This window comes from Microbacterium cucumeris, from assembly GCF_058349845.2.
This window is the reverse complement of sequence record NZ_JBYRIZ020000003.1, coordinates 257,840-282,398: the sequence shown is the minus strand read 5'-3', so window position 1 is coordinate 282,398 and position 24,559 is coordinate 257,840. Positions and strand designations below refer to the sequence as shown.

Annotated in this window: 26 protein-coding genes; 15 read left to right on the top strand and 11 right to left on the bottom strand. The window is 70.2% G+C overall.

Annotated elements, in window-relative coordinates:
* Window positions 1–3: 3 nt before the first annotated feature.
* From AC3RXZ_RS10425 to AC3RXZ_RS10415, 3 genes are read right to left on the bottom strand one after another with little or no spacing between them, the layout of a single operon-like run.
* Window positions 4–1,017 carry a Gfo/Idh/MocA family protein gene (locus AC3RXZ_RS10425; RefSeq protein WP_491493977.1) on the bottom strand — a complete coding sequence of 338 codons (1,014 nt, stop codon included), beginning with the start codon at window positions 1,015–1,017 and terminating at the stop codon, window positions 4–6.
* Window positions 1,014–2,000, bottom strand: a complete 987-nt coding sequence (locus tag AC3RXZ_RS10420; RefSeq protein WP_243228724.1) for a Gfo/Idh/MocA family protein — start codon at window positions 1,998–2,000, stop codon at window positions 1,014–1,016. Before AC3RXZ_RS10420 ends, AC3RXZ_RS10425 begins: the two co-directional genes overlap by 4 nt.
* A 17-nt stretch (window positions 2,001–2,017) precedes the next feature.
* Entirely contained in the window at window positions 2,018–3,172 is a 1,155-nt protein-coding gene (locus tag AC3RXZ_RS10415; protein ID WP_491493976.1) for an ROK family protein, read from the bottom strand.
* A 201-nt stretch (window positions 3,173–3,373) separates the two neighbouring features.
* Between AC3RXZ_RS10415 and AC3RXZ_RS10410 the strand changes: the two genes are divergently transcribed.
* The 8 genes from AC3RXZ_RS10410 (at window position 3,374) to AC3RXZ_RS10375 (ending at window position 12,665) form a co-directional block, all read left to right on the top strand.
* Complete coding sequence (locus AC3RXZ_RS10410) at window positions 3,374–4,609, top strand: ABC transporter substrate-binding protein (protein WP_243228728.1); 1,236 nt, start codon at window positions 3,374–3,376, stop codon at window positions 4,607–4,609.
* A 67-nt stretch (window positions 4,610–4,676) separates the two neighbouring features.
* On the top strand, window positions 4,677–5,582 hold the full coding sequence (locus AC3RXZ_RS10405; RefSeq protein ID WP_243228730.1) for a carbohydrate ABC transporter permease: 906 nt from the start codon (window positions 4,677–4,679) through the stop codon (window positions 5,580–5,582).
* The gene (locus AC3RXZ_RS10400) at window positions 5,579–6,457 is read left to right on the top strand and encodes a carbohydrate ABC transporter permease (RefSeq protein WP_243228732.1); all 879 of its coding nucleotides are present in this window, start codon (window positions 5,579–5,581) and stop codon (window positions 6,455–6,457) included. The genes AC3RXZ_RS10405 and AC3RXZ_RS10400 overlap by 4 nt, the downstream gene beginning before the upstream one ends.
* 17 nt (window positions 6,458–6,474) lie before the next feature.
* Window positions 6,475–7,509, top strand: coding sequence for an NAD-dependent epimerase/dehydratase family protein (locus AC3RXZ_RS10395; RefSeq protein WP_491493975.1), 1,035 nt, complete (start codon window positions 6,475–6,477; stop codon window positions 7,507–7,509).
* Complete coding sequence (locus tag AC3RXZ_RS10390; RefSeq protein ID WP_491493974.1) at window positions 7,509–8,570, top strand: dihydrodipicolinate synthase family protein; 1,062 nt, start codon at window positions 7,509–7,511, stop codon at window positions 8,568–8,570. The genes AC3RXZ_RS10395 and AC3RXZ_RS10390 overlap by 1 nt, the downstream gene beginning before the upstream one ends.
* Window positions 8,567–9,565, top strand: coding sequence for a hydroxyacid dehydrogenase (locus AC3RXZ_RS10385; RefSeq protein WP_491493973.1), 999 nt, complete (start codon window positions 8,567–8,569; stop codon window positions 9,563–9,565). The genes AC3RXZ_RS10390 and AC3RXZ_RS10385 overlap by 4 nt, the downstream gene beginning before the upstream one ends.
* Before the next feature lie 2 nt (window positions 9,566–9,567).
* Window positions 9,568–10,533: a hypothetical protein gene (locus AC3RXZ_RS10380; RefSeq protein ID WP_491493972.1), complete on the top strand. Its 966-nt coding sequence runs from the start codon at window positions 9,568–9,570 to the stop codon at window positions 10,531–10,533.
* Window positions 10,530–12,665 carry a putative phage tail protein gene (locus AC3RXZ_RS10375; RefSeq protein WP_491493971.1) on the top strand — a complete coding sequence of 712 codons (2,136 nt, stop codon included), beginning with the start codon at window positions 10,530–10,532 and terminating at the stop codon, window positions 12,663–12,665. Before AC3RXZ_RS10380 ends, AC3RXZ_RS10375 begins: the two co-directional genes overlap by 4 nt.
* 61 nt (window positions 12,666–12,726) lie before the next feature.
* Here AC3RXZ_RS10375 and AC3RXZ_RS10370 read toward each other — a convergent pair whose 3' ends face one another.
* Window positions 12,727–13,392, bottom strand: coding sequence for a GntR family transcriptional regulator (locus tag AC3RXZ_RS10370; RefSeq protein ID WP_491493970.1), 666 nt, complete (start codon window positions 13,390–13,392; stop codon window positions 12,727–12,729).
* 96 nt (window positions 13,393–13,488) lie between these two features.
* Here AC3RXZ_RS10370 and AC3RXZ_RS10365 point away from each other — a divergent pair, with 96 nt between their 5' ends.
* From AC3RXZ_RS10365 to AC3RXZ_RS10345, 5 genes are read left to right on the top strand one after another with little or no spacing between them, the layout of a single operon-like run.
* The gene (locus tag AC3RXZ_RS10365) at window positions 13,489–14,844 is read left to right on the top strand and encodes an MFS transporter (RefSeq protein ID WP_491493969.1); all 1,356 of its coding nucleotides are present in this window, start codon (window positions 13,489–13,491) and stop codon (window positions 14,842–14,844) included.
* Complete coding sequence (locus AC3RXZ_RS10360) at window positions 14,841–16,253, top strand: hypothetical protein (RefSeq protein WP_491493968.1); 1,413 nt, start codon at window positions 14,841–14,843, stop codon at window positions 16,251–16,253. Before AC3RXZ_RS10365 ends, AC3RXZ_RS10360 begins: the two co-directional genes overlap by 4 nt.
* Window positions 16,254–16,293: 40 nt before the next feature.
* Window positions 16,294–17,055: an SDR family NAD(P)-dependent oxidoreductase gene (locus tag AC3RXZ_RS10355; protein WP_491493967.1), complete on the top strand. Its 762-nt coding sequence runs from the start codon at window positions 16,294–16,296 to the stop codon at window positions 17,053–17,055.
* A complete protein-coding gene (locus tag AC3RXZ_RS10350) occupies window positions 17,052–18,134 on the top strand; it encodes a mandelate racemase/muconate lactonizing enzyme family protein (protein ID WP_491493966.1) in 1,083 nt (360 codons plus the stop codon). Before AC3RXZ_RS10355 ends, AC3RXZ_RS10350 begins: the two co-directional genes overlap by 4 nt.
* Window positions 18,131–18,910, top strand: a complete 780-nt coding sequence (locus tag AC3RXZ_RS10345; protein ID WP_243228752.1) for an SDR family NAD(P)-dependent oxidoreductase — start codon at window positions 18,131–18,133, stop codon at window positions 18,908–18,910. Before AC3RXZ_RS10350 ends, AC3RXZ_RS10345 begins: the two co-directional genes overlap by 4 nt.
* A 37-nt stretch (window positions 18,911–18,947) precedes the next feature.
* Here the strand turns inward: AC3RXZ_RS10345 and AC3RXZ_RS10340 are convergent, their stop codons facing one another.
* Complete coding sequence (locus tag AC3RXZ_RS10340) at window positions 18,948–19,286, bottom strand: nuclear transport factor 2 family protein (RefSeq protein WP_243228754.1); 339 nt, start codon at window positions 19,284–19,286, stop codon at window positions 18,948–18,950.
* The gene (locus AC3RXZ_RS10335; RefSeq protein ID WP_243228756.1) at window positions 19,279–20,028 is read right to left on the bottom strand and encodes an SDR family NAD(P)-dependent oxidoreductase; all 750 of its coding nucleotides are present in this window, start codon (window positions 20,026–20,028) and stop codon (window positions 19,279–19,281) included. The genes AC3RXZ_RS10340 and AC3RXZ_RS10335 overlap by 8 nt, the downstream gene beginning before the upstream one ends.
* A 77-nt stretch (window positions 20,029–20,105) precedes the next feature.
* Between AC3RXZ_RS10335 and AC3RXZ_RS10330 the strand changes: the two genes are divergently transcribed.
* On the top strand, window positions 20,106–21,077 hold the full coding sequence (locus AC3RXZ_RS10330; RefSeq protein ID WP_491493965.1) for a C-terminal binding protein: 972 nt from the start codon (window positions 20,106–20,108) through the stop codon (window positions 21,075–21,077).
* Window positions 21,078–21,094: 17 nt separating this feature from the next.
* The gene (locus tag AC3RXZ_RS10325) at window positions 21,095–21,949 is read left to right on the top strand and encodes a fumarylacetoacetate hydrolase family protein (RefSeq protein ID WP_491493964.1); all 855 of its coding nucleotides are present in this window, start codon (window positions 21,095–21,097) and stop codon (window positions 21,947–21,949) included.
* 7 nt (window positions 21,950–21,956) lie between these two features.
* Here the strand turns inward: AC3RXZ_RS10325 and AC3RXZ_RS10320 are convergent, their stop codons facing one another.
* Genes AC3RXZ_RS10320 through AC3RXZ_RS10300 form a run of 5 tightly spaced genes read right to left on the bottom strand, consistent with a single transcriptional unit; the run spans window position 21,957 to window position 24,547 of the window.
* Entirely contained in the window at window positions 21,957–22,802 is an 846-nt protein-coding gene (locus tag AC3RXZ_RS10320; RefSeq protein WP_491493963.1) for an SMP-30/gluconolactonase/LRE family protein, read from the bottom strand.
* Complete coding sequence (locus AC3RXZ_RS10315; RefSeq protein ID WP_491493962.1) at window positions 22,799–23,638, bottom strand: hypothetical protein; 840 nt, start codon at window positions 23,636–23,638, stop codon at window positions 22,799–22,801. The genes AC3RXZ_RS10320 and AC3RXZ_RS10315 overlap by 4 nt, the downstream gene beginning before the upstream one ends.
* A 33-nt stretch (window positions 23,639–23,671) precedes the next feature.
* Entirely contained in the window at window positions 23,672–24,025 is a 354-nt protein-coding gene (locus AC3RXZ_RS10310; RefSeq protein ID WP_491493961.1) for a TraR/DksA family transcriptional regulator, read from the bottom strand.
* Window positions 24,026–24,038: 13 nt separating this feature from the next.
* The gene (locus AC3RXZ_RS10305; RefSeq protein WP_243228766.1) at window positions 24,039–24,362 is read right to left on the bottom strand and encodes a cupin domain-containing protein; all 324 of its coding nucleotides are present in this window, start codon (window positions 24,360–24,362) and stop codon (window positions 24,039–24,041) included.
* Window positions 24,363–24,400: 38 nt separating this feature from the next.
* Window positions 24,401–24,547, bottom strand: coding sequence for a hypothetical protein (locus AC3RXZ_RS10300; protein ID WP_243229225.1), 147 nt, complete (start codon window positions 24,545–24,547; stop codon window positions 24,401–24,403).
* Window positions 24,548–24,559 lie beyond the last annotated feature (12 nt).

Below are 24,559 nucleotides of genomic sequence, written 5' to 3'. Positions count from 1 at the left end.
CCGTCAGCCGATGGTCACCACGGAACCGCCGTCGGCGGCCGACGCCTGCGCCGCCCTGACGATCTCGACCGTCCGAACGCCGACGCCCGCGTCCGGCTGGGGACTGCGGCCCTCGCGCAGTGCGGAGACGAACTCCGCGAGCAGCAGACCGTCGAGATCCGGACCCGTCGGCGCCCACGTCTCGCCCGCCGCGTCATGACCGGCGATGCCCTTGGCGAACGGGCTGACCGTGAGCGTGGCGCGCTCGGCGACGATCTGGAGGGTCAGTCCGCCCCACGTGGGGGAGGAGACGGGCCAGCTCCAGGAGCTGTCGATGGTGGCGATGACGCCGCTCGGATACCGTACGGTCACCATCCCGCCGGTCTCGACCGGCAGGCCGCGGTCGGCGTACAGGATGCCGTTCGAGACCGCCCTGACCGAGGAGGCGCGCTCTCCGAGCAGCTCATCGAGCAGATCCGCGCAGTGCACAACGTGGTCCACCAGTGCGCCGCCGCCGGCGAGCGCCGGGTCGGTGAACCAGGCGCGATCCGCCGGGAGCTTGCCGTTGTTGATGCCGGTGACGCCGATGACCCGCCCGAGCGCTCCGCTGCGCACCTGGGCGAGCGCATCGCGGAACTCGGGGGCGAAGCGCACGGGGTACGCGACCATGAGGATCACGCCGGCCGCGTCGCACGCGGCGCGCATCGCCATCGCGTCCTCGACGGTCGTGGCGAGCGGCTTCTCGCACAGCACGTGCGCACCGGCCTCGGCGGCGCGGATCACGAGGTCCCGATGGCGGGAGTTCTCGGCCGTCACGATCACGGCATCCGGACCCCAGGCGAACACCTCGTCGTAACTGTCGACGTACGCGATTCCGAGTTCATCCGCCAGCGCGGCGCCGCGCGGTGCGGCATCCGGGGCCGACGCGCCGTCGGGATCGGCCGCGAGCAGGTCGATGCCGGGCATCTGCTGCAGAGCGGCGACGTAGCTGAGGGCGTGGCCGTGCGCGAAGGAGAGGATCGCGATCTTGAGCGTCATCGGGAGACCTCCGGGAGAGCGATGGGATGACCGGACGCGATCGACGCGTACGCGGCCTCGGCGATGGCCACGGCCGCGACGCCGTCCGCTCCGGTGACGCGGGCGTCGATCCCCTGGCCCAGGGCGGTCATGAAGTCGGCGATCTCACGGAAATAGGGGCTGTCCGCGGGCGACATCGGCGGCATGTAGTCCGTCGCGGCGGACGGCAGGGCGTCCAATCGCAGCGAGGAGTCGTCCGCGCTGCTGTAGGCGAGCCGTCCGAGATCGCCGGAGACCTCGACGCTGGTCCGGAACGGCAGCCCGGGTGAGACCCAGGTCGCCTGCAGGTGGGAGATCGCGCCACCGGCGTGGGTCAGCACGACCTGGGCGGTGACGGGGCTCGGCACGACGTCATCGACCGTCGGGGGGTTCTGCACCGCGTACACGCTCACGGCCGGGCCCGCGAACCACAGCGCCTGATCGATGTCGTGGATCATCAGATCGCGGATCACGCCGCCCCCGCTGCTCTCCTGGAAGAACCAGGGTGCGGCGGGCGCCGAACCCATTCGGAAGAAGCGCTGGGTCGCCACCTCGCCGATCTCGCCGGCGTCGATCCGCGCCTTGATGTGCGCGTACTCGGGGAAGTATCGGACCACGTGGGCGGGGAACAGGCGCACACCGGCGTCGTCGGCGGCCTCGACGATGCGCTGCGCTTCGGCCGCGGTCGCCGCCAGCGGCTTCTCGCACACCACGTGGACGCCGGCTTCGATCGCGGCCAGGGCGAAGGCGGCGTGCGTGCTGCTCGGGGTGACGATATCCACGACGTCGACCTCGGCGAGCAGCGTCGGAACGTCGGGGGCGACACTCATGCCGTACTCTGCGGCGATCGCCTCCGCGCCGGCCAGGGACGTCACGGTCCCGCGGGCACCGAGGGCGCGCCACGCGTCGGCATGCACGCGCGAGATGCCGCCGGCTCCGATGAGGCCGACTCTGAGCTCGGACATGGGGCTCCTTTGCAGGATCAGGCGCCGACCGTCTCGGACGGTGCGAGCGGTGTCAGCGGGGGAGGGGACATCTGCGGGATGCCGTAGACATCCGCGATGCAGCGGTGGAAGGCGAAGATGAGGGCGCCATGGGCGGCGGCGTCCGCACCGAGGCGCGCGCCGACGATGGGGACGTCGATCGGTAGCCCGATGTGCCGGCGGACGGCTTCGCGGAGAGGCACGAGAAGCCGCTCTCGCGCGAGGGACAGGCCGCCGCCGATGACGACGATGGCGGGGTCGACCGTCATCACGAGCGTGGCGATGCCGTGCGCCAGCTCGTCGACGAAAGAGCTCAGCTCTCCCTGTGCCTCCCCATCGCCCTCCTCGGCACGTCGGAACACGGCCTCGGCGGACTCTGCGCTGCGCCAGTCGATCTGACCGGTTCGCGCGTTCAATCCCCGGAATGCGAGGCGGCCGATGTCCCCGGCCACGTTGTGCACGCCGCGGCGGGCTCGGCCGTCGAAGATGAGTCCGGCCGCGACGCGGTTTCCGACCGACAGGTAGAGGACCTCGTTCACGAGCCGGGCCGCGCCGAGGTGGTGCTCGGCGACCGCCGCCAGGCGCACGCCGTTGTCGATGACGATCGGGCATCCGAAGGCCGAGCGCAGATGAGCGACGATGTCGATTCCCGCCCAGGTGGGGATCACGACCGAGGCGATCACCCGCCCGCTGTCGTCGACGATCCCGGGGAGGGAGACGCCGACGGCGCGGAAGCGCCCGAGCGGGATCCCGGCGTCCTGTGCGGCATCCGTGATGACCTGGACGACCTGGACGACCTGGGCGGCGCCGTCGGCGTCGGCCGCCAGGCCGGCGGCGGTGGTCTGCGCGATCACGGTTCCGGCGAGATCGGCGAGGACGACCCGGATGCTGTGGGCGCCGACATCGACGCCCACGACGACGCCGCCGTCCGCCTGGAAGGCGAACCGGCGCGCCGGACGGCCCGCCCCCTTCGCCTCGGCCGCGGGTGCGTCGGACACCAGACCGCTGTCGAGGAGAGCGCCCAGGGCGGTCTCGACGGAGGTGCGGGACACGAGCAGCGCGTGCGCGAGTTCGGTGACCGTCGCTGCGCCATGCTCGCGCAGATGAAGGGCGAGTCGGACCGGGAGCGGCGTCGGCGCCTGCTGCTGGCTCATTCGACCTTCCTCCCTTTCATGGCGGCGGGAACGTGCGAAACAAATTAGCACACCGTTCTCGCGAAAATCGAGCATTGCGGTCGGCTCGCGTAATGGTCGTGATTCTGCGGTTAACGAACTCGTTACATACGAGCTCTTGACCAATTATCACAGCGTGCTGTCATAATGGCACCACCCTGGACGGTTCAGCAAAGGAGCACCATGCGAGTCAAGAAGTTCATCGGCGCAGTCGCAGGACTTGCCGCCGTCGGCCTTGTGGCCGGATGTTCGGCTGGAGGCGGGGACGCGGCCTCCGGCGACCAGCACGTCACCGTGTGGCTGTACCCCGTGATCGCCGACGAGGCCGCCCACAAGGAGTTCTGGGATCAGACGATCGCAGACTTCGAGGCGGAGAACGAGGGGATCACCGTCGACTACGAGATCTTCCCCTGGGCGAACCGCGACGAGAGCCTGCAGACCGCGATCGCCGCCAACAAGGGTCCCGACCTCGTCTACCTCATCCCGGACCAGCTCACCGCCTACGAGTCGTCGATCGAGCCGATGGACGACTACCTGAGCGACGGCCACAAGGACCAGATCCTCGAGAACGTCACCGAATCCGTCACTCTCGACGAGGGCATGATGGGCGCTCCGATGCTCACCAGCGCCATGACGCTGATCTGCAACCAGGCAGCGTTCGACAAGGCCGGCGTCACCGAGTTCCCGGAGACCTGGGATGACATCCGCGAGATCGCGCCCGCCTTCGTCGATGCCGGCATGTACGTGCTGAACTACCCCGCATCCGCAGAGAACACCCTCAACATGACCTACTACCCCCTTCTCTGGCAGGCCGGGGGCGAGGTGTACACGGACGAGGGCGAGGTCGGGTTCGACAGCCCGGAGGGCGTCAGCGCGCTCGAGTTCATCACCGAGCTCGCGGACATGGGCGCTCTGGACCCCGACGCGCTCACCACGTCCGTGCCGCTGGAGCAGACGGCCATCGCCCAGGGCACGGTCGGCTGCACCTGGAACAACTCGGTCCCGGAGCTCGAGCCGTTCTGGGGTGAGGAGAACATCCGCGTCCTCCCGCCGCTCACGGACGAGGAGTCCGTGGCCTACGGCACGGTCGGCTCGCTGTCGATGCTCAAGAGCGCGGGGGACAAGGAAGCGGCCGGTGCCTTCGCCGAGTTCGCCACGAGCGCTGACGTGATCAAGCCGTACCTCGAGGCGTCCGGCTTCTTCTCCGCGCTCGACACCGACCCGATCTACGCGGCGGACTCGCTGCTCGGCCAGGTGGAGCAGTACGTCCCGCTGACGACCGTCGGCGAGCTCGCGGAGAGCTCCCGCGCCCTGATGGGCGTGCTGTCGCCGGAGGTCCAGGCGTCGCTGCTCGGGCAGAAGTCCCCCGAGGACGCGCTGAACGATGCCGCGACCGCCGCAGAGCCGCTGCTGAAGTGACCCGCTGATGCCGGGACGCGCCCGCGCGGGCGCGTCCCGGCATCGAGCCGAATGAGGTGTTGAGCACATGACCACGACCAGTCCCACGAGGAAGCGGCCGGGCCTGACGACCCGCGTCCTGGCGCGGCGGGAAGCGCGGGTGGCGCTCCTGTTCGTCCTGCCCGCGTTCCTCCTGTTCCTCGCCTTCCGCTTCGGCCCGGCGATCGCCGGCGTCGCCCTGAGCTTCTTCGACTACGACATCTCCGGAGAGATCGCGTGGCGCGGTCTCGACCACTTCCAGCGCCTCATCGCCGATCCGCTGTTCTGGCGCGCGCTGTCGACGACCGTGCTGTACACCGTCTTCGCGGTGCCCATCTCGCTCGTGCTCTCGACCGTCATGGCCCTCGGAGTGCGCCGGGCGTTCCGCGGATCGCGCTTCTTCCGCTCGATCTTCTTCCTGCCCGTCATCACCTCGCTGGTGCTGGCCGGATCGATCTTCGTCTGGATCTTCTCCAGCGACGGCCCGTGGTCGGCGCTGATGACGCCCCTCGGGCTCGGCGGATCGTGGCTGGCCAGCACGGTGCTCGTGATCCCGGCGATCGTCGTCGTCGGGGTCTGGTCGCGCTTTGGATACGGGATGATGATCATGATCGCGGCCATGCAGGACATCCCGCGCGAGCTCGAGGAGGCCGCGCTGGTCGACGGCGCGAGCGGCTGGCAGCGCTTCCGGTTCATCATCCTGCCGCACCTGCGGCCCACGATCTTCTTCCTCGCCGTCATCGAGACGACCGCCGCCTTCCAGGTGTTCGACGTGATCTACGTCATGACCCAGGGCGGCCCGGCCAACGCCAGCTACTCCCTCGTCTATCTCATCTACGACCAGGGCTTCAAGTACTTCGAGTACGGCTATGCCGCCGCAGCCGGCGTCGCCCTGTTCGTGATGACCCTCATCGTCGCGCTGATCCAGCGCCTCGTGATCGGAAAGCAGAAATGACCACCGCTCTGTCCACTGTGAACCCGCGGGGCAAGCAGCGCTCCTACCGCGCGCTGGAGCCCTCCGGGAAGGGCATCGTGCTGCGCTGGCTCTGGCTCGGCCTCGCTGCGATCTTCAGCTTCTTCCCCTTCTACGCGATGGTCGTGCTCAGCCTCAAGCCCGACAAGGTCGTCGACTTCCCGGCATCCCTGCTTCCCTGGGGAGACCTGTCCCTCGCCTCCTACGAGCAGGTGCTCGGCGGGCAGAACCTGCTCGTCTGGCTGTTCAACACGCTCGTGTACTCGCTCGTCTCGGTCGTGGCCGTGCTGTTCCTCTCGGCGATGGCCGGGTACGCGTTCGCCAAGAAGCGCTTCGCGGGCAAAGAGGTCATCTTCTGGTCGTTCCTGTCGATGGTCATGGTGCCGTTCCACGTCACCCTCATCCCGACCTTCATCCTCATCGCGAACCTCGGCGGCGTTGACGAGTACTGGGGTCTGATCCTGCCGACCCTCGCGAACGCGCAAGCGGTCTTCCTCATGAGGCAGTTCATCGAGGGACTGCCGGACGAGCTGTTCGAAGCGGCGCGCATCGACGGCGCCGGGGAGTTCCGGATCTTCCTGCAGATCGTTCTGCCGCTGTGCAAGCCCGTGCTGGCGACTCTCGGCATCTTCGTGTTCCTGTGGCACTGGAACGACTTCCTCTGGCCGTTGATCATCGCGAAGTCGAACGACATGTTCACACTGACCGTCGGCATCTCGTCGCTGCAGCAGCAGAACGTGCCGCTCAGCGTGATGCTGGCCGGTTCGGTCGTGGCGCTCATCCCGATCTTCATGGCGTACCTCGTCGCCCAGCGGTATGTGCAAGAGGGCGTCACCGGTACGGGGATCAAGGGCTGATGGAAGGAAGAGGACACGTGACACAGCAGGGATTCGCCTCCGAGGCGGAGCTGGAGCAGGCTCTCGGCACGCCGAGCGACGGACTCGTCGAGGACCTGGCGAAGGGCAGCGGCGATCTGGTCATCCTGGGCGCCGGAGGGAAGATGGGGCCCACGCTCGCGATGCTCGCGCGGCGAGGGCTCGACGCGGCCGGGCGGACCCAGGACACCGTGTACGCGGTCTCCCGCTTCGGCGACGCCGACGTGCGCGCTCGGCTCGAGGCGGCCCGCGTGCAGGTCGTGCCCTTCGATCTCATCGAGAACGACGACCTCTCCGCTCTGCCGGACGCCGAGAACGTCGTGTTCATGGTCGGTGCGAAGTTCGGCGCCGCGACGAACGCGTCCTGGGCGTGGGAGGTCAACGCGGCGCTGCCGGATCGCATCGCGCGCCGCTACCGGGACAGTGCGATCGCCGTGCTGTCGACCGGCAACGTGTATCCCTTCGTCCCCGCGGCATCCGGCGGTGCGGACGAGCAGGTGCCGCCGGCGCCGATCGGCGAGTACGCCCAGTCCTGCCTCGGCCGCGAGCGGGTGTTCGAGTTCGGCGCGCAGGAGCGCGGGACGAAGGTGGCGATCATCCGCCTGAACTACGCCATCGACCTCCGTTACGGCGTGCTCGCGGACATCGGGCGCTCCGTGCACGCGGGCGAGCCCGTCTCGCTCGCGACGTCCAACGTCAACGTCATCTGGCAGGGGTACGCGAACGAGGTCGTGCTGCGCAGCCTCGCCCACGCCTCATCCGACGTCTTCACGATCAACCTGACCGGCCCGGAACTGCTCAGCGTCGAATCGATCGCCCGTCGCTTCGCCGATCTGCTCGGCACCGAGGTCGCCTTCGTCGACGATCCCCAGCCCACGGCGCTGCTCAGCGACGCGCGGCGGTGCATGGCGCTGTTCGGCTACCCGAGCGCATCGGCGGAGACGCTCATCGAGTGGCAGGCGCAGTGGCTGCGCGACGGACTCCCGCTCATCGCCAAGCCGACGAAGTGGGCCGTGCGGGACGGGAAGTTCTGATGCTCGTGGTTCCCGCGATGCGCGCCGCCGCAGCGGAGACACTGTCCACCGGTGCCGTCATCCCGGCGCATCCGCTCGCGCTCACCGCCCAGCGCGCCCTCGACGAGCGGCGCCAGCGCGCGCTGACCCGCTACTACATCGCGGCGGGCGCCGGCGGTGTCGCCGTGGGCGTCCACACCACGCAGTTCGAGATCCGCGATCCCGAGCACGCGCTGTTCGAACCCGTGCTGGCGCTCGCCGCGGAGGAGCTCGACGCCGCACAGGAGCACGTCGTCCGGGTGGCCGGGGTGTCCGGCGGCACGGCGCAGGCCGTCGCGGAGGCGGAACTGGCCCGCTCGCTCGGCTACGACGCCGTGCTCGTGAGCCCGCGTGTGCCGGGAGCGGACGACGCGCAACTGCTCGATCGCGCCCGTGCGGTCGGCGAGGTGCTGCCGATCATCGGCTTCTACCTCCAGGAGGCGATCGGCGGGCCGGTGCTCGACCGGGCGTTCTGGCGGGAGTTCGCGCAGATCCCTTCGGTCGTCGCGGTCAAGTCCGCGCCGTTCGACCGCTATCGCACGCTCGAGCTCGTGCGGGGTGTCGCCGAGTCTGGCAGGGCGGACGACATCGCGCTCTACACCGGCAACGACGACGCGATCGTGTCCGATCTGCTCGCCGAGTTCCACGTCGACTCCCCTGAGGGGCCTCGGACCATGCGCTTCGTCGGCGGCCTGCTCGGTCAGTGGGCCGTGGGCACGCAGGCGGCGGTCCGGATGCTGGACACCGCGCATCGCGCGGCCGCGGGCGACGTGCAGGCGTATCGCGACCTGGGATCGGCGTCCGCGGACATGGTCGACGTGAATCAGGCCGTGTTCGACCCGGGCAATGACTTCCACGGCGTCATCGCAGGCGTCCACGAGGTGCTGCGTCAGCAGGGTCTGCTCGACGGTGTGTGGTGCCTGGACCCCTCGGAAGGGCTGTCGCCCGGGCAGGCGGAGGAGATCTCCCGCGTGCGACGGGCCTATCCGCAGCTGCACGACGACGCCTTCATCGCCGAGCACCGGGACGCGTGGCTCTCGTGAGCGCGCCGACCATCGTCGCCGTCGTGCCGGAGGGGCTCGCGCGGGAGTTCTTCGCGCCCGAGGACCTCGATGCGCTCACGGAGGCCGCTCGTTCTCTCGGCGGTGCGTTCCTGCGCGTCGACGACCTCGCCGAGGTGCCGGATGCGACCGCGGTGCGCGCGGTGGTCACCAGCTGGGGAGCGCGTCCGTTCGACGCGTCCGTCCTCGACGGCCTCCCGGCGCTGGAGCTGGTCGCGCACACCGGCGCCAGCATCCGCCCCTTCGTCACGGACGAGCTGTACGACCGCGGCATCGTCGTCACCCAGGCCGGTGCGGGCATGGCGCGCTCCGTCGCGGAGGTCTCGCTGACGTTCACCCTGGCGCTGCTGCACCGCGTGCCGCAGATGCACGACGCGCTGCGCCGCGGCACCGAGTGGTGGGATCCGTCCCTCGTCCAGCACGAGATCCTGGGCGCCCGCATCGTCATCGTCGGCGCATCCCGCACCGGACGGGCGTATCTCGAGCTCGTCCGCGCACTCGGTGCGGACCCCGTGCTCGTTGATCCCACTCTGGATCCGGAGGCAGCTGCGCAGCTCGGCGCACCGCTGCGCAGCCTGGACGAGGCGCTGCGCACGGCATCCGTCGTCGCCCTGCATGCTCCGACCCTCCCCGAGACGCACCACCTGATCGGCGCATCGGAGCTCGCCCTGCTGCCGGACGGGGCAGCGCTGGTGAACACCGCGCGCTCCTGGCTCGTGGACGAGAGGGCTCTGCTCGCCGAGCTCGCGACCGGACGACTGTCGGCCGCGATCGACGTCTTCGACGAGGAGCCGCTGCCGGTGGACAGCGCGTTCCGCACCGCGCCCGGCGTGCTGCTCACGCCGCATCGTGCCGCGGGGACGCACGAGGGGCGGTTGCGCCAGGGGAGGATCGTGACGGCCGAGATCGCAGCCTTCGCAGCGGGTCGCCCGCTGGAGCACGCGATCAGCCGCGAGCAGCTCGCGATCATGGGCTGAGCATGCGGATCGCGTTCGCCGGTGTCGCCCATTCGCATCCGTTCGCGGACGCCGCGAATCTCGTGGTGCACGGTGCGGAGATCGCGGGGGTCTGGGATGCGGACGATCCGGCGAGGCTGAACGACTTCTCGATGCGATTCGCCGCCGATGTGCACGAGGGTCTCGACGGCCTGCTCGCCATCGAGCCGGACGTCGTCGTCGTCACGGTGCGCACTCCTCGCGCTGCGGCCGTCGCCCAGGCCTGCGCGGATGCGGGCGTTCCCGCCTTCTTCAACAAGACGATCGCCGCGGACCAGGCCGGTCTCGAGCGGTGGGCGAGCGTGTCGCCTGCTGCGCGCTTCACGTCCTCCGTGCTGCGCTTCGCTCCGGCGCTCGAGGAGTTCGCCGCCGGCATGAGAGGGGCGTCACTGCACGCCGCCGAGGTGCACGCGCAGCACGACATCGCCGGCTTCCTCTCCGGCGACCGGACATGGCAGGACGATCCCGCCGGGGCGGGCGGCACGATGATCAACATCGGGGTCCATGCGTGGGAGATGCTCGACGTCCTGATGCCCGGGGCCGACGCGGAGATCCTCTCGGCCGTCCGCACGCACGGAGCGATCAGGACGGCATCCGAAGTGCTCGGATCCGTGCACGCCCGCGTCGGCGAGACCGGTGTGACGGTGACCGTCTCGGGCGTCAGCGGCCCGGACCGGTACGCGCTCCGGGTGTGGACGGACGACGGGATCCGGGACCTCGTGCTGCCGGACGACCCCGACGGCCTGGGATACGGCGGAGCGGCCGACGCGATCCTCCGGCTCGGCGAGCACGCCGTCGTCCCGGTCGCGCCGGAGCGCACGCTCGCGGTGTACCGCAACACGATCGCCTCGGCCGCCGCAGCGCGAGGCCGCAGACCTCTGGGGAGGAGACCCGGCGGGCGCACGCCCGCCCCTGATCGCGGCGGTGCCGCGGAGAGAGAGGATCCATGACCGAGATCGTCGAGAACGACACGGCGCTGACCGCCACCGGGCGCACTCGTCGTATGGTGCTGGCGGGCTTCGGAGCGGCGGCTCTGGGCGGCATCGCGGCCGTCGGCAGCGCGAAGCCGGCGAGTGCGGCGCAGCCCGCGATCGTGCGGATGTCCAGGGAGGCCGCCTCGGCCTCCGACGTCGCCGCCCTGGCGAAGCTCAGCGCGAAGGCCGATGACATCGTCGCCGTCGCGGGCTACGCGACACCGGGGGACGGCGGCGGGGGCCTCTTCCGCTTCGTGTCGAAGGATGCTCCGAAGCCGAACGGCGGAACGGTCGTGGCGGGCAAGAAGGGCGTCTGGGTGCGCGTGCACACCGGGACTCTGGACTTCCGCGCCTTCGGGATCTTCGGTCCGGAGACGCCTGCGGACGACGCCCTGGACGTCATGGTGGACGACGCGGCGATCTACCGGATCGAGGCGCACTCGGACCTGAACTTCGTCCGTCGGCACCGCCTGACCCGATCGAACATCGTCCTGGACTTCGGCAATCACCTGATGACGACCGAAGGCATCGAGAACGCCGCCGCGGACGACCCCTTCGCCGCCGTCCTCTTCTTCCGGGGCACCGTCACGGATGCCGTGCACGAGGCGAAGCTCGGCGAAGCGGTCCCCGATCTGGCCGATGTGTTCCCGGTCGGCGACTCCTCGTTCTTCGAGGTCGGCGCCTGGTACGCGGCCGAGGTCAACGCGCTCTCCGGCCGCTGGGAGCGGGAGCTGCAGCGGTTGGTGCAGGTGACCCAGATCGTCGACGGACGTCACATCCGGGTGAACTACCAGAACGGCTGGCCGCTCGGCAAGGATCGTTCGATGACCTGGAGGCGGGTCGAGCCGGTGCAGGACGTGCGCATCTCGAACCTGCGGTTCCGGGGGAAGGGCACGGACCAGTTCACGGGTTCGCATCCGATCGCATTCGAGTACGCGGTGCGCTGCGACGTCGACCACATCGACGGCACGGCGACGTTCTGGCCGCTGGTGATGCGGCGCTGGAACACGTACTTCACCACCGACAGCTGCAACCTGACCAACCCGACATCCGTCACCTGGGGCGGCGCCGGCTACCTCACTCAGCAGATCTACTGTCTGTACGGCTACGTCGCGAACTGCCACACGTCGAATGCCCGGCACCTGAACGACTGGACCGCGAGCGCGTACGGGCTGGTCGAGAACTGCCACGGCGACGGCGACGATCAGGGACCGTTCGTGACGCACGGCCAGTTCGAGCACGACCTCACCTACGTCGGCAACTCGGGGCTGATGACGTTCGCGAACTCGGGTGCGGCGTGGGGGTCGGCGGCGAAGCGGATCACGGTCCGTCAGCACGTCTGCTCGTGGTTCGTCGCACGCGTGAAGGTGACCGACCTCACCCTCGAGGACGTGAAGGTCATCGGCAAGCCGTCCCTGGAGGGATCCGGGATGCTGTGGATCAACGCGGACGGCGCGCAGCTGCGCGGATGCTCGGCCACGGACACCCTGATCATCACTCAGGCATCGGATGCCTCCCGGAGGCCCACCGTCATCGAAGCATCCGAGTTCACGTTCGCGGCCGGGGGCGAGTTGACGAACGCGACGGTGAAGAAGCCGGTCGTCTTCGTGGACACGACGCTGGCCGGGGTGAACGGGATCGCGCTCGGAGGCAGCGCCCCCGTGACGTTCCGCGGCGGCCGCCTGACCGGCGGCGATCGGGACGGCGGGCTCACCTCGTCGTCGACACGGCTTCGCTTCGACGGCGTCGACCTCGACGGCGTGCGCGTCGTCGCCGCCGCGGGCGATCGGTCCGTCGAGATCATCGGCGGCACGAGCGTGACCGGCACGAAGGGGACGGCGCTGTCGCGCGGCGGCGACGGCGTGCTGAGCGTCCTGCTCGCGGACAGCACGTTCACCGGCGACGCGAAGCACATCTCGCTGACCGGCGGGCAGAACCACTATCGTGCCAGCGGCTGCCGCTTCGACGGCGGGGAGATCGAGCTCGCCGCCGCGGCGTTCGGCTCCGGCTCCACGCTCCTGCACACCGCCAACGTCGAGACCGGCGTGAAGCGCACCGTCCCCGAGGAGGCCGAGCACGTCGTGCTCGCCGGCAACCTTGCGGTCTGATCGGGAACGCCGCGGGGGATCGGCCGGATCGGTCGGTCCCCGCGGTGGCGTTCCCGGGGGCTCAGCCTTCGGCGTCCGCGGTCTCGGCCAGGCGGATGCGCGCGAAGGCCGCCGTGACATGCGCCGCGATGACGTCACGGGCGCGGTCCGGGTCTCCGCTGGCGATCGCATCGAGGATCTGCTGATGACTCTGCACGTGCTCCTGCTGCTCTGCCGGGTCCAGCGCGGCGTTCGCAGCGTGCAGGAATCCGGCGATCCGACCGCGGAGCTGCGCGCTCACCTCATCGAGGAAGCGGTGCTCGGCCAACTCGGCGAGGGTGGCATGGAACAGCTGATCCTGGCGGAGCACCTCCGTGATGTCGCCCGGCTCGGCGCGGGACATCGCGTCGACGACGGCACCCAGCCTGGCGGCGGACTCCGCGTTCCAGCGCTCCTGAACGCGCGTCGCCATGAACTGCTCGAGCACGATCCGCAGGCTGGAGATCTCCTCCAGATCGCGCGCGGTGAGTTCTGCGACACGTGCACCGCGGCGCGGTTCTCGGACCACGAGACGCTCTTCGCTCAGCCGCGTGAGCGCCTCGCGAACCGGGATGTGGCTGACACCCAGCTGCGCGGCGAGCCGGCGTTCGACCAGGCGCTCGCCCGGTGCGAGCTCGCCCGAGTGGATGGCCGCGCGAAGCTCGTCCGTGACCTGTTCGGCGATGTTCTGGTCCGAGACGCTGCGCACGTGTCCGATGCTATGGCATCCGGTCGGCCGCTGGACAACCTCGGGACTTTGCTAGATGCTATAGCAAAGCCCCGAATCGATGACGAAGGAGTTGTCATGTCCCAGCCGCGTGCACTCGACGCCGACGCCGCAGTCGGCGCCGGCGCGATGAAGAAGGCCATCTGGAGGCTCGGTCCGTTCCTGGGACTCCTCTATCTCGTGGCGTACATCGACCGGAACAACGCCGGTTTCGCCAAGCTGGAGATGACCGAGGCCCTGCAGATGACCGAGGCGGCGTTCGGCTTCGCCGCCGGGATCTTCTTCATCGGATACCTGCTGTTCGAAGTGCCGAGCAATCTGCTGCTGGAGAAGTTCGGAGCCCGCAAGTGGATCGCGAGGATCATGGTGTCCTGGGGCATCGTCGCCGTGCTGACCGCGTTCGTGCAGGACGGCACGCAGTTCGCGATCGCCCGATTCATCCTCGGCATCGCGGAGGCGGGGTTCTTCCCCGGCGTGCTGCTGTATCTCACGCTGTGGTTCCCCCGCCAGTACCGCACTCAGGTGCTGGTCGTCTTCGCGCTCTCCAACCCCATCGCCAATGCGGTCGCCGCGCCCCTCTCCGGCTGGATCATGGAGCTGCACGGGATGTGGGGCCTGGACGGCTGGCAGCTGGTGTTCGTCCTGGAGGGCATTCCGGCCGTCCTGCTGGCGTTCGTCGTGTTCTTCTGGCTGCCGGACCGGCCCCAGGACGCCCGCTGGCTCACTCCGGTGGAGCAGCGATGGATCGCCGACACGGTCGCGCGTGAGACGGCCGCGACCGAGCAGCGCCACGGCAGGCTCCGGCTGGCCGAGGTGTTCAGCAACGGGCGGCTGTGGACACTGATCCTGCTCTTCTTCGGTGTCGTCTTCGGAGCGTACGGGCTGGGTCTGTGGCTGCCGACGATCGTCCAGGCGATGGGTGACTTCTCGAACTCGACGACCGGATGGCTCGTCGCGCTGCCCAACCTCTGCGCCGCCGTCGCGATGATCCCGTGGGAGAGGGCGGCGCGGCGGCAGGGCAACATCCCGCTGCAGATCGGGATCACCCTGTCGATCACCGCGCTGTCGCTGATCGCAGCGGTCGTGGCGCAGTCCACGCCCGCCGTGTCGCTCGTCGCCCTGTGCATCGGCATGAGCGCACTGTTCTCGACGACGCCGCTGTTCTGGAGCCTGCCGCCTATGGTCCTGACCGGCACGGCTGCGGCGGCCGGATTGGCCTTCATCAACTCGGTGGGCAACCTCGCGGGATTCGCGGGTCCGTATGCGATCGGCTGGATCAGCGAGACCACAGGGTCGGCGATCTGGGGACTGCTGCTCATCGCCGCGCTGACGCTGCTCGGTGCGTGCATCGGGTTCGTCCTCAGCCGCCGATCGGAGTTCACCGCGCCGGTCGATGCGACATCGGCCGTCGCGGTCGAAGGGACGAAGGAGTGAGACACGAGATCGGGACGGGCTCGACCGCGCGGTCGATCGCCGTCGGCGCTCGCATCCGCGTTCCGCGCAGTTCGCTGAACGTGGGGGTCGCGCGGCGCGACATCACCCCGCCGACGGGCATCCGCGCCAAGAACTGGGGGCCGGCTGACTGGGAGCGGTCGGAGGGCGCTCACCGCCCGTTCACCCTCAGCGCCCTCGCGCTGATCGGCGACGACGCCCGCCCGCGCGTCCTGCTGGCCGTGGACGGCACCTGGTGGCGTCGCGTCGCCGACGAGCGGGCGGTGCGCGGCGCGATCCTCGCGGGCCTGGGCCTCGTCGACGACCAGGTCATGCTGTCGCTCTCGCACACGCATGCGGGAGCCGTGCTGTGCGCGGCCGATGCCCACCTTCCCGGCGGAGACCTCATCCCCGGATACCTGGAGGCACTGGCCGAAGCCGGGATCGCCGCCGGGCGCGAAGCGCTCGAAAACGCCTCTCCCGCCCTCATCGAGTGGACCAGCGGACGCTGCGCGCTCGCCGCCGACCGCGAACTCGACCTCGACGGGCGGGCGCTCGTCGGCTTCAATCCGCGGGAGGAAGCCGACGACACGGTCGTGATCGGTCGTGTGACCGATGCCGCGGGAGCGGTGCGGGCGACGCTCGTGAACTACGCGTGCCACCCGACGACCCTCGCCTGGCAGAACCGCACCGTCTCGCCGGACTACGTGGGCGGCATGCGCGAGATCGTGGAGACCGCCACCGGAGCGCCGTGCCTGTTCGTTCAGGGCGCCTCGGGAGAGCTCGCCCCGCGGGAGCAGTACACCGGTGACGTCGCCGTCGCGGATCGGCACGGGCGTTCTCTCGGTCACGCCGTCCTTGCAGCGCTGGACGCGCTGCCGGATCCGGGGAACGAGGTCACGCTCACCGGGATCGTCGAATCCGGGGCGCCGCTGGCGATGTGGGAAGCGCGCCCCGTCGGCGGCAGCCGACAGGTCGCGGGCGCGTCGCGCAGCGTCGAGCTGCGGCGGCGGGACCTCCCGACCCTGGACGAACTCGCCGAGGAGTGGAAGGACATCGACCCCCGATCCCGCGAGGAGCGCCTGGGTCGGGCGCGGAATCTGCGCGAGGGCTACATCGACGAGAGACCGACCGTGAGGCATCCCGTCTGGGCCTGGCGGCTCGGCGACGCGATCATCGTGGGGCATCCCGGCGAGGCGTACTCCCTCCTGCAGCGCGCGCTGCGCGCGAGGTTCCCCGACGTCGCCCTCATCGTGATGAACCTCACGAACGGGCCGGGGTTCGTCTACCTGCCCACGACGGACGCCTACGAGCGCGGCGGCTACCAGGCCTGGCAGACCCCGCTCGCGCCCGGCGCGCTGGAAGAGCTGATCGAGCACGCCGCGGAGCTCATCCGAGGTCTTCTGACCTGATGCACCACGAACCACCACCGCACCCGAGCCGAGGAGAGACATGACCCCCACCGCCCCCATCGCCGTCGTCACAGGCGGTGCCGCAGGAATCGGCTGGGACATCGGGCGCCGCCTCGTCGGCGACGGCTACAGTGTCGTCGCGGCGGACCGCGTTCCCGGCCTGACCGCGGCGGGCGAGGAAGCCGGCATCCTGTGGCGCGAACTCGACGTCACCGACCCGGCTGCGGTCGAGCGGGTCTTCCGCGAGATCGAAGCCGAGCTCGGCCCGATCGACGTCCTCGTCAACAATGCGGGGATCCAGCGCCATCGCGCCATCGAGGACCTGACCTGGGAGGAGTGGTCGGCTGTCGTCGACGTGAACCTGCACGGCGTGTTCCTGTGCCTGCAGGCCGCCGGGCGCCGGATGGTGGCGCGCGGCGCCGGCCGGATCGTCAACATCTCCTCCATCTCGTCGCGCGGTTCGGCGGGCCGGGCGCCCTACGCGACGACGAAGGCCGCCGTGATCGGCCTGACCGCGACCGCGGGCGCGGAGTGGGCCGGGCGCGGGGTGCGCGTGAACGCCGTGGCTCCGGGCTACGTCGACACGGGCGTATTCCGACAGGGCATCGACCAGGGCACGCTCGACCTCGACACGATCCTGAACCGCATCCCGGCCCGGCGCCTCGCCGATGCGAGCGAGATCGCCGCAGCCGTGAGCTTCCTCGTCGGTCCCGACTCCCGGTACATGAACGGTCAGACCCTGTATGTCGACGGCGGGTTCATGGTGGACTACGGCATCCCGCTCGCGAAGAGGCCGCAGTGACCTCGATCGTCTCCGTCGCCACCGCGACCACCGCGCTGCCGCTGCCCGCACCCCTGCGGCTCGGTGCCATGACCGTGACGCGGCGGGAGTACAGCGCCGTGCGTGCGACCGACGCGCACGGTAACACCGGGCACGCGTACTGCCTCTCCCGCGAAGCGCCGATGGCCGAGATCGTCGACCGGCTCATCGCTCCGCACGCCCTCGGCGCCGACGCGGACGATCCGGCGGCGGCCTGGGAGTGGATGCTTCGGGGCAGTGCGATCGTGGGGCGGGTCGGCCTCGTGCGGCGCGCGATCGGCCTCGTCGACATCGCCCTGTGGGACATCGCCGCGCGCCGCGCCGGACAACCGCTGTGGCACCTGCTCGGCGTCGGCGACGATCCGCGGCCGTCGATGCTCGTCGCCGCCTATCCGACACCCGATCGCACCCCCGGGGAGGTGGCCGACGGGGTGCTGGAGCAGGCTGCGGGATGGACCACCGTGAAGATCTCCCGCTCACCCGATCCGGCCTACATGCGCGAACTCATCGCCCGCATCACCCGGGACCTCCCGACCGGGACCGGACTCGTCGTGGACGTCGGGTTCGGGTGGCGCGACGCCGACGAGGCGCTCGCGGAGATCGCGCAGTGGGGCGACCCCGAACTCGCGTGGCTCGAGGACCCGCTGCTGCCCGAGGACGTGGCGGGATGCGCCCGCATCCGGCGCGAGACCGGGATGCGGCTCTCGGTCGGTGACGAGGTCACGGATCCGGCCGTGCTGCGCGCGCTCGTCGAGCAGGATGCGGTGGACGTGCTCCGTCTCGACGTCGTGGCGATCGGCGGGGTCACCCCGGCGCTCGACCTGATCTCCTGGGCGAGGGAGCGCGGCGTGCCCGTGTCGGGGCACGTGTATCCCGAGGTCACCGCGCACCTCGGGATCGGCGTCGAGACGTTCGCACGTGAGGGCAATCCATACGATCCGTCCCCGTCTCTCATCCGCGGAGGTCCGCTGTTCACGGGAACGGTCCGGCCGACTGCGGCACCGGGACTGGGGTTCGGTTTCGTCGAGTCGGTCTTCGAATTCGAGAGGGGCATGGGATGAAGAGCGTCGTCGTCACCGGGAGCGGGAAGGGGATCGGTCGCGCGATCGCGGAGCGTCTGACCGCGGACGGCTGGATCGTCGTCGGAGTGGAGCGCTCGCCGGGATCGGGAACGGTGGAGAAGGGGCTGTGCGCCGAGGTCGTGCTCGGCGACGCGGCCGACCGATCGACGCACGAGCGCGCGGCTGCAGCGGCGACGGCGCGGGCACCGCTGAGCGGCTGGGTCAACAACGCCGGGATCACCAGGCGCACGCCGCTGCACGACCTCGACGAGGACCTCGTGCGCGAGATCGTCGGCATCAACGGCTTCGGCTACCTGTGGGGCAGTTCCGCGGCGGTCTCCGCCTTCCTGGACCAGGGCGTGGCCGGGGCGATCGTGAACGTCGGGTCCATCCACGGGCGAGCGAGCTTCATCGACCACGCCGCCTACGAGTTCACCAAGGGCGGCATCGACGCGCTGACGCGGAGCCTCGCGACGACGTACGGCGGGCTCGGCATCCGCGCCAACGCGGTCGCGCCGGGCGGAGTGCGCACGCCGCACCTGGAGGCGCAGATCGCAGGCTCTCCCGACCCGGGAGCCGCCGAGCGGGCGCTCGCCGAGGGGCCGCCCATGGGTCGGATCGCCCGGGCGGACGAGGTCGCGGCCGTGGTGGCGTTCCTGCTGTCCGACGAGGCCCCGTACCTGTCGGGGCAGTCGATCGCGGTCGACGGGGCCTGGACGGCGTCGTTCGGGGACATCTCCGTCGACCCCGTGCTGCGCGCGCGTTTCCGGGACTGAGGCGGCGCGGGGCGACAGCGCCGCCGGCGTCGCGAGTTCAGGCCTTGAGCATCGAGGCGCGGGCGATGACGCCGTCCTGGACGTCGAAGGTGGCGATCGTCTCGGTCGCGACGCCGGCGTTGACGACCTGCTCCTGCGCCACCACCCAGCGGGCTCCGAACAGCACGTGCGTGTCGATGACGCAGGACAGCTCCGGGTTCGCCAGTCGCGGCCGGTAGAAGGCCCGGATCGCGTCGCGCCCGACGATCGGCTCCGGCGCGACGCCGGTGATGACGGCATCCTCGGCGTAGGTCGCGACGAAGGCGTCGAGGTCGTGCGCGTTGAAGGCGTCGAGCTGGGCCTGCACCGTGTCCAGGGCGCTGCGGTGATCAGTCAATGCGAACTCCTCCGTTGACGTCGTAGGTGGCGCCGGTGATGAAGCGCGACCGCTCCGATGCCAGTGCCGAGATGATCCAGGCGACGTCCGCCGGCTGGCCGAAGTCGCCGAGGGGGATGGACGACGCGAGTCTCGCGCGTCCCTCGCCCTGCAGCTGATCGGTGATCGCGCTGGCGACTGGGCCCGGGGTGACGGCGTTGACGCGGATGCCCTCCGGGGCCAGATGGCGAGCGAAGCTGCGGGTGAGCGCGAGGATGGCGCCCTTGCTGGCGGCGTAGTGGAGGCCGGTCTGGAGCGCGCCGACCTGGCCGGCGATGGAGGAGATGTTGACGACCGATCGATCGCCGTCGGCCTGACGGAGCAGGGGCAGTGCCGCGCGTGTGAGGAGGAAAGTTCCGCGAGCGTTCGTCTCCATCACGAGATCCCACTCGTCGATGTCGATGTCCTCGTACGCGGTGTACGGGCAGACCCCGCCATTGTTGACGAGCACGTGAAGCGACCCCCACTGCGCCGACACCTCGGCGACGAGCGCCTCCACCGATGCGGCGTCCCGCAGGTCGAGTCGGGTGACGTGCACCTCGGGGGCTCCGGCGGCACGGCACTGCGCGGCGACCGACTCCGCCTCGGCCTGGCGCCCCGCATAGGTGATCCAGAGCGCGTGGCCCTCACCGGCGAGTTCGAGGGCGGCGGCGGTTCCGATTCCGGAGCTGGCTCCGGTGATGAGGGCGCGGCGAATGCTCATGCAGAAACGCTATAGCAAAATCGAGGCGCCCGCGAGGCGGCTGTCTCATGCAGTGCTATTTGCTATAGCATCTGTGCATGACCTCGCCTCTCATCGTGATCAGCGACTGCGATCTCCCCGGAACCGTCATCGAGGACACGCTCCGGGCGGCCGGCCTGCGGGCCGAGCGCGCCCCGTCGGCGAGTCCGGCGGACATCGCGACGCAGGGGAGTCCCGAAGGGCTCGTGGTGCAGTGGGCTCCGATCACGGCCGACGTGATGGACCGGATGCCGGAGCTCAAGATCATCAGCCGGGTCGGGATCGGCTACGACATGATCGATGTCGACGCGGCGACAGCGCGCGGCATCGCGGTCGCGAACACTCCGAGTTATTGCATCGAAGAGGTCGCGGCGCACACGATCGCCATGATCATGGCGCAGGGGCGCGGCCTGCCGGCATACGACAGAGCCGTTCGCGCAGGTGCATGGAAGGCGGTGGATGCGCGCCCGATGGCTGTGCGTCCGTCGCGCACCACGGTCTCCGTTCTCGGGTTCGGCCGCATCGGCTCGCTCGTGGCCAGAGGGCTGCGCGGTCTCGGGTTCCGCGTGATGGTGGCGGACCCCTTCGCGTCCGCGGAGTCCGTGCGGGAGGCAGGCTGCGAACCGGTCGGGATCCCGGAGGCCATCGGCGCGGCCGACATCCTGACGCTGCACGTCCCGCTCACCGATGCGACGCGTCACCTCATCGACGCCGCGGCGCTCGCGACCATGAAGCGCGGTGCCGTCGTCGTGAACACCTGCCGGGGCCCGCTCGTCGATGAGGAGGCGCTCGCGGACGCCCTGCGCTCGGGACATCTCGGCGCGGCAGCACTGGACGTGTTCGCGGGCGAACCGCTGGCGGCGTCCTCGCCCCTGCGCGACATGGAGGAGGTGCTGCTCTCTCCGCACGCCGCCTGGTTCTCTCCGGAGGCGCTGGAGGATCTCCCCGTGCATGCCGCGGACAACATCATCCGCCACCTCTCCGGAGAGAGCGTCCCCGTCGTCAACCCCGCGTACCGCGACGCCCGCTGACCGGAGGAGCAGAAGCCATGGACCTCATGCGACTCGGACCGGTGGGACGCGAGCGCCCGTTCGTGCGGGACGACGACGGCGCCCTGCGAGATCTCGCGTCCCTCACCGACGACATCGACGGGGCATTCCTCGCGGCCGACGGCATCGGACGGGTGCGACGAGCTCTGGCGGCGGGAACTCTGCCGGAGGCGGATGCCGCGGGCCTGCGCGTCGGCGCACCGATCGCGCGCCCTCAGGCCGTGGTCTGCATCGGGATGAACTATGCCGCTCATGCCGCGGAATCCGGGTCGGCACCGCCCGCCGAGCCGGTGATCTTCTTCAAGCATCCGAACACGATCGTCGGTCCCGTGGACGACGTGCTGCTGCCGCCCGGGGCTCAGAAGGCGGACTGGGAGGTGGAACTCGCCGTCGTGGTCGGCAGGCGGGCGCGCTACCTGTCGTCCCCGGAGGATGCTCGGGAGGTCATCGCGGGGTTCGCCGTCTCCAACGACGTGTCGGAGCGCGAGTACCAGATCGAGGCGTCCGGCGGACAGTGGTCGAAGGGCAAGTGCGCCGAGACGTTCAACCCGCTCGGTCCGGTGCTCGTGCCGGCCGACGAGGTCGATCCGCAGGCACTGCGGCTGCGGTCCTGGGTGAACGGAGAGGTCCGTCAGGACTCGTCGACGGCGGACATGGTGTTCCCCGTGCTCGACCTCATCCACCATCTCAGCCGGTTCATGGTGCTCGAGCCGGGAGACGTCGTGAACACCGGCACACCGGAGGGCGTCGCCCTGTCCGGCCGGTTCCCGTACCTCGCGGAAGGCGACGAGATGACACTCGAGATCGACCGTCTCGGGAAGCAGCGGCAGCGCGTGCGCCGCGCCCGGATCTGACGCGCGGCTATCCGGCGAACGGGGTCACCGGCATGCCCGTGACCCCGAGCCGGATCGCATATACCGAACCGGCATCCGTGCCGTGGTCGGCGCCCATGTCCTGCGCGGACGTGGTGATGAACAGCGTGCCGAGATCGTCGGAGCCGAAGGTGCAGGCGCTCACCTGCTCGACGGGGAGAGGGACGCGTTCGCGCAGCCGTCCTTCCGTGTCGTATCCGTGCACGGCGGAGCCGCCCCAGAGGGCGACCCAGACGCTCCCGTCTGAGGCGACCGTGAGACCGTCGGGAGCTCCGCCGCCGTCCGGGATCGCGGCGAACGGCCGTCGGCCGACCAGTTCCCCGTCCGCGACGTCGAACCGGTCGATGCGACCTGTCGCGCTGTCCACGTAGTAGGCCGTCCTGCCGTCCGGTGAGAACGCGACGCCGTTGGAGACGGTGACATCGGACAGGACGGTGCTGTCCGACAGAGCGGCGTCGATCCGCAGGAGGCGACCGGCGGCCCCGGCGGCAGGTCCGGCCATGGACCCGGCCAGCATCCGTCGGTCCGGCGTCGTGCAGCCGTCGTTGAAACGGGCGTCTCCCAGCGCGAACTCGCGCACGGCGCGGGCCGGTCCGTCCTGAGTGTCCGAGAGGTAGAGCGTCCGCGCGCCGAACGCGGCGAAGCCGCCGTTCGCGCGAGGACGGACGAAGGCAGCGTACTCGTCGTCCAGGTGCCGGCGATCGATGCCGTCGTCTCTCAGCGTCAGCAGATCGCCCCGGTGGCCGTCCACCCACCGCAGGCCGCCCCACCCCGCCCACCAGATCGGACCTTCGGCGTGCTCACTGATCGGCCCGGTGACGTTCTCGGGCTTCACGCGCGATCGTCCTCGCGGCGCAGGGGCATCCGCTCCGGCTCGGGGACGGTCGGCGCGGCGGCGGCTTGCGCGGGAGCCGTGGGCGACGGATCTGCCGCCGGCTTCGCGGTGATCTCTCTCGCGACCTTCTTCTCGAGCACCTCGACGGCTGCGTCGGAGAGAAGGATGAGGCCGTCGAGCTCCTCGCGCACGCGTTTGTAGGCGATGTTGCGTTCGGCCTGGGTGGCGGTCTCGTCGACGGCGACCTTCAGCAGTTGCTGCGCTCTGTCGAGCTTCTTGCGTTCGGCCTCGGTGAAGGTCGAATCCCGCAGGCGACGGGCATCCTTCTCGGCGATCTCGAACGCGACGGCGTAGTTGCCCACCGCGTCGAGGTACTCGGCGACCTGCTGCTCGGTGACCTTCGCGTCGGCGGACTCCGGTCGCAGGGCGTCCGCGGTCTTCTTGGCACGCAGGAACGCCGCCGTCAGCGGCTGGCGCCCGTCGCTCATGGCGGGGAAGGCGATGAGCTTGGCGACATCGAGCTCGTAGTCGAGCCAGCGCGCCGTGATCTCGTCGTGCTCCGCGAACAGGCGCTCGAGGAGCTGATTCGACGACACCTGAGGCTCTGCCGGGATCTCCCGCCGCGGCGTCCTGATCGCCCCGGTCTGCCCGCGGGCGGCGAGCTGCGCGGCCTTGATCTCGCCCTTGACCCTGATGGTCTCCAGCCGCCGCTCGTGCCGGCGCTTCGAGGCGCGCTCCCAGGCCTTCGCGACACCGCCGGCCATCCCCATGATCGGGAATATCAGCCACCAGTAGTTCCCGGCGAAGGTCCAGAAGCCCTGGAGAAACTCGTCCATGATGGCTTCAGCCTAGCCGTGCGGGAGTCGCCGTCAGCGCCCGGACTTCTCGGCGCACGGCACGCAGAGTTCGGCGAACGGCCGGGCTTCGAGGCGGGCGGGAGGGATGCGGCGGCCGCATGCCGCGCAGACGCCGTAGGACCCGGCATCCATCCGCGCCAGCGCGTCGGCCACCTGCTGCAGCTCATGCCTCGCGTCGTCGCGCAATCCGCTCAATCTCGACCACTCGGCCGACAGCGGGACGCCCTCCGGATCGTGCTCGTCGTCGTCGCTCTGACCGGTGCGGTCGCGTGCCAGCTCGGCGAGCGCCGTGTCGAGCGCCGCGACACGGTCCACCGCTTCGTGATGCAGCCCCTCCAGCAGGGCGCGCAGTTCGGCATCGGTCACGATCGCGACGCCCCTACTCGAGCCACTCCGTGACGAAGCGATCATTCGCGTGCACGTGCGTGGCCTCGTAGGTCCCGCCGTCGAGCACTTCGAAGCGGTGGACGACGAGCGCGGGCACGACGAGGATCTGCCCGCCCGCGCCCACGACCTGCTCCTCCCCGACGGTGAAGAGGGCTCGGCCGCGGTGGATCACGAACGTCTCCGCATACGGATGCCGGTGCAGGCGGGGTCCTCGTCCCGGGGTGGTGATGTACTCGCGCATGATGCTCACCGGCGAGCCCATGAGGTATCCCTCGATGTCCTCGTCCCGCGCGACGTCCAGAGGTCGGATGGTCATGGCGCCTCCCTTCCTGCCCGAGGGTACGCCCGACCGGCTCAGCCGAACAGGAGGGAGAGCACGGTCGCGCCGCCGCCGACGAGGATCAGCGCCGCGATCGTGACCCACGCCGTGATGCGGATCCGCTTCTGCCGCCGCTCGGAGTAGAGCGACATGTCCTCGGCTTCTTCGTGCTTCTCGGTCATCGGGACTCCTCT

Excerpts from the sequence above, each read along its gene's own strand:
- AC3RXZ_RS10315 (WP_491493962.1), bottom strand. The coding sequence starts at position 23,638 with ATGGACGAGTTTCTCCAGGGCTTCTGGACCTTCGCCGGGAACTACTGG.
- AC3RXZ_RS10330 (WP_491493965.1), top strand. The coding sequence starts at position 20,106 with ATGACCTCGCCTCTCATCGTGATCAGCGACTGCGATCTCCCCGGAACC.
- AC3RXZ_RS10375 (WP_491493971.1), top strand. The coding sequence starts at position 10,530 with ATGACCGAGATCGTCGAGAACGACACGGCGCTGACCGCCACCGGGCGC.
- AC3RXZ_RS10335 (WP_243228756.1), bottom strand. The coding sequence starts at position 20,028 with ATGAGCATTCGCCGCGCCCTCATCACCGGAGCCAGCTCCGGAATCGGA.
- AC3RXZ_RS10425 (WP_491493977.1), bottom strand. The coding sequence starts at position 1,017 with ATGACGCTCAAGATCGCGATCCTCTCCTTCGCGCACGGCCACGCCCTC.
- AC3RXZ_RS10325 (WP_491493964.1), top strand. The coding sequence starts at position 21,095 with ATGGACCTCATGCGACTCGGACCGGTGGGACGCGAGCGCCCGTTCGTG.
- AC3RXZ_RS10300 (WP_243229225.1), bottom strand. The coding sequence starts at position 24,547 with ATGACCGAGAAGCACGAAGAAGCCGAGGACATGTCGCTCTACTCCGAG.
- AC3RXZ_RS10400 (WP_243228732.1), top strand. The coding sequence starts at position 5,579 with ATGACCACCGCTCTGTCCACTGTGAACCCGCGGGGCAAGCAGCGCTCC.
- AC3RXZ_RS10405 (WP_243228730.1), top strand. The coding sequence starts at position 4,677 with ATGACCACGACCAGTCCCACGAGGAAGCGGCCGGGCCTGACGACCCGC.
- AC3RXZ_RS10415 (WP_491493976.1), bottom strand. The coding sequence starts at position 3,172 with ATGAGCCAGCAGCAGGCGCCGACGCCGCTCCCGGTCCGACTCGCCCTT.
- AC3RXZ_RS10305 (WP_243228766.1), bottom strand. The coding sequence starts at position 24,362 with ATGACCATCCGACCTCTGGACGTCGCGCGGGACGAGGACATCGAGGGA.
- AC3RXZ_RS10345 (WP_243228752.1), top strand. The coding sequence starts at position 18,131 with ATGAAGAGCGTCGTCGTCACCGGGAGCGGGAAGGGGATCGGTCGCGCG.
- AC3RXZ_RS10420 (WP_243228724.1), bottom strand. The coding sequence starts at position 2,000 with ATGTCCGAGCTCAGAGTCGGCCTCATCGGAGCCGGCGGCATCTCGCGC.
- AC3RXZ_RS10410 (WP_243228728.1), top strand. The coding sequence starts at position 3,374 with ATGCGAGTCAAGAAGTTCATCGGCGCAGTCGCAGGACTTGCCGCCGTC.
- AC3RXZ_RS10390 (WP_491493974.1), top strand. The coding sequence starts at position 7,509 with ATGCTCGTGGTTCCCGCGATGCGCGCCGCCGCAGCGGAGACACTGTCC.
- AC3RXZ_RS10355 (WP_491493967.1), top strand. The coding sequence starts at position 16,294 with ATGACCCCCACCGCCCCCATCGCCGTCGTCACAGGCGGTGCCGCAGGA.
- AC3RXZ_RS10365 (WP_491493969.1), top strand. The coding sequence starts at position 13,489 with ATGTCCCAGCCGCGTGCACTCGACGCCGACGCCGCAGTCGGCGCCGGC.
- AC3RXZ_RS10380 (WP_491493972.1), top strand. The coding sequence starts at position 9,568 with ATGCGGATCGCGTTCGCCGGTGTCGCCCATTCGCATCCGTTCGCGGAC.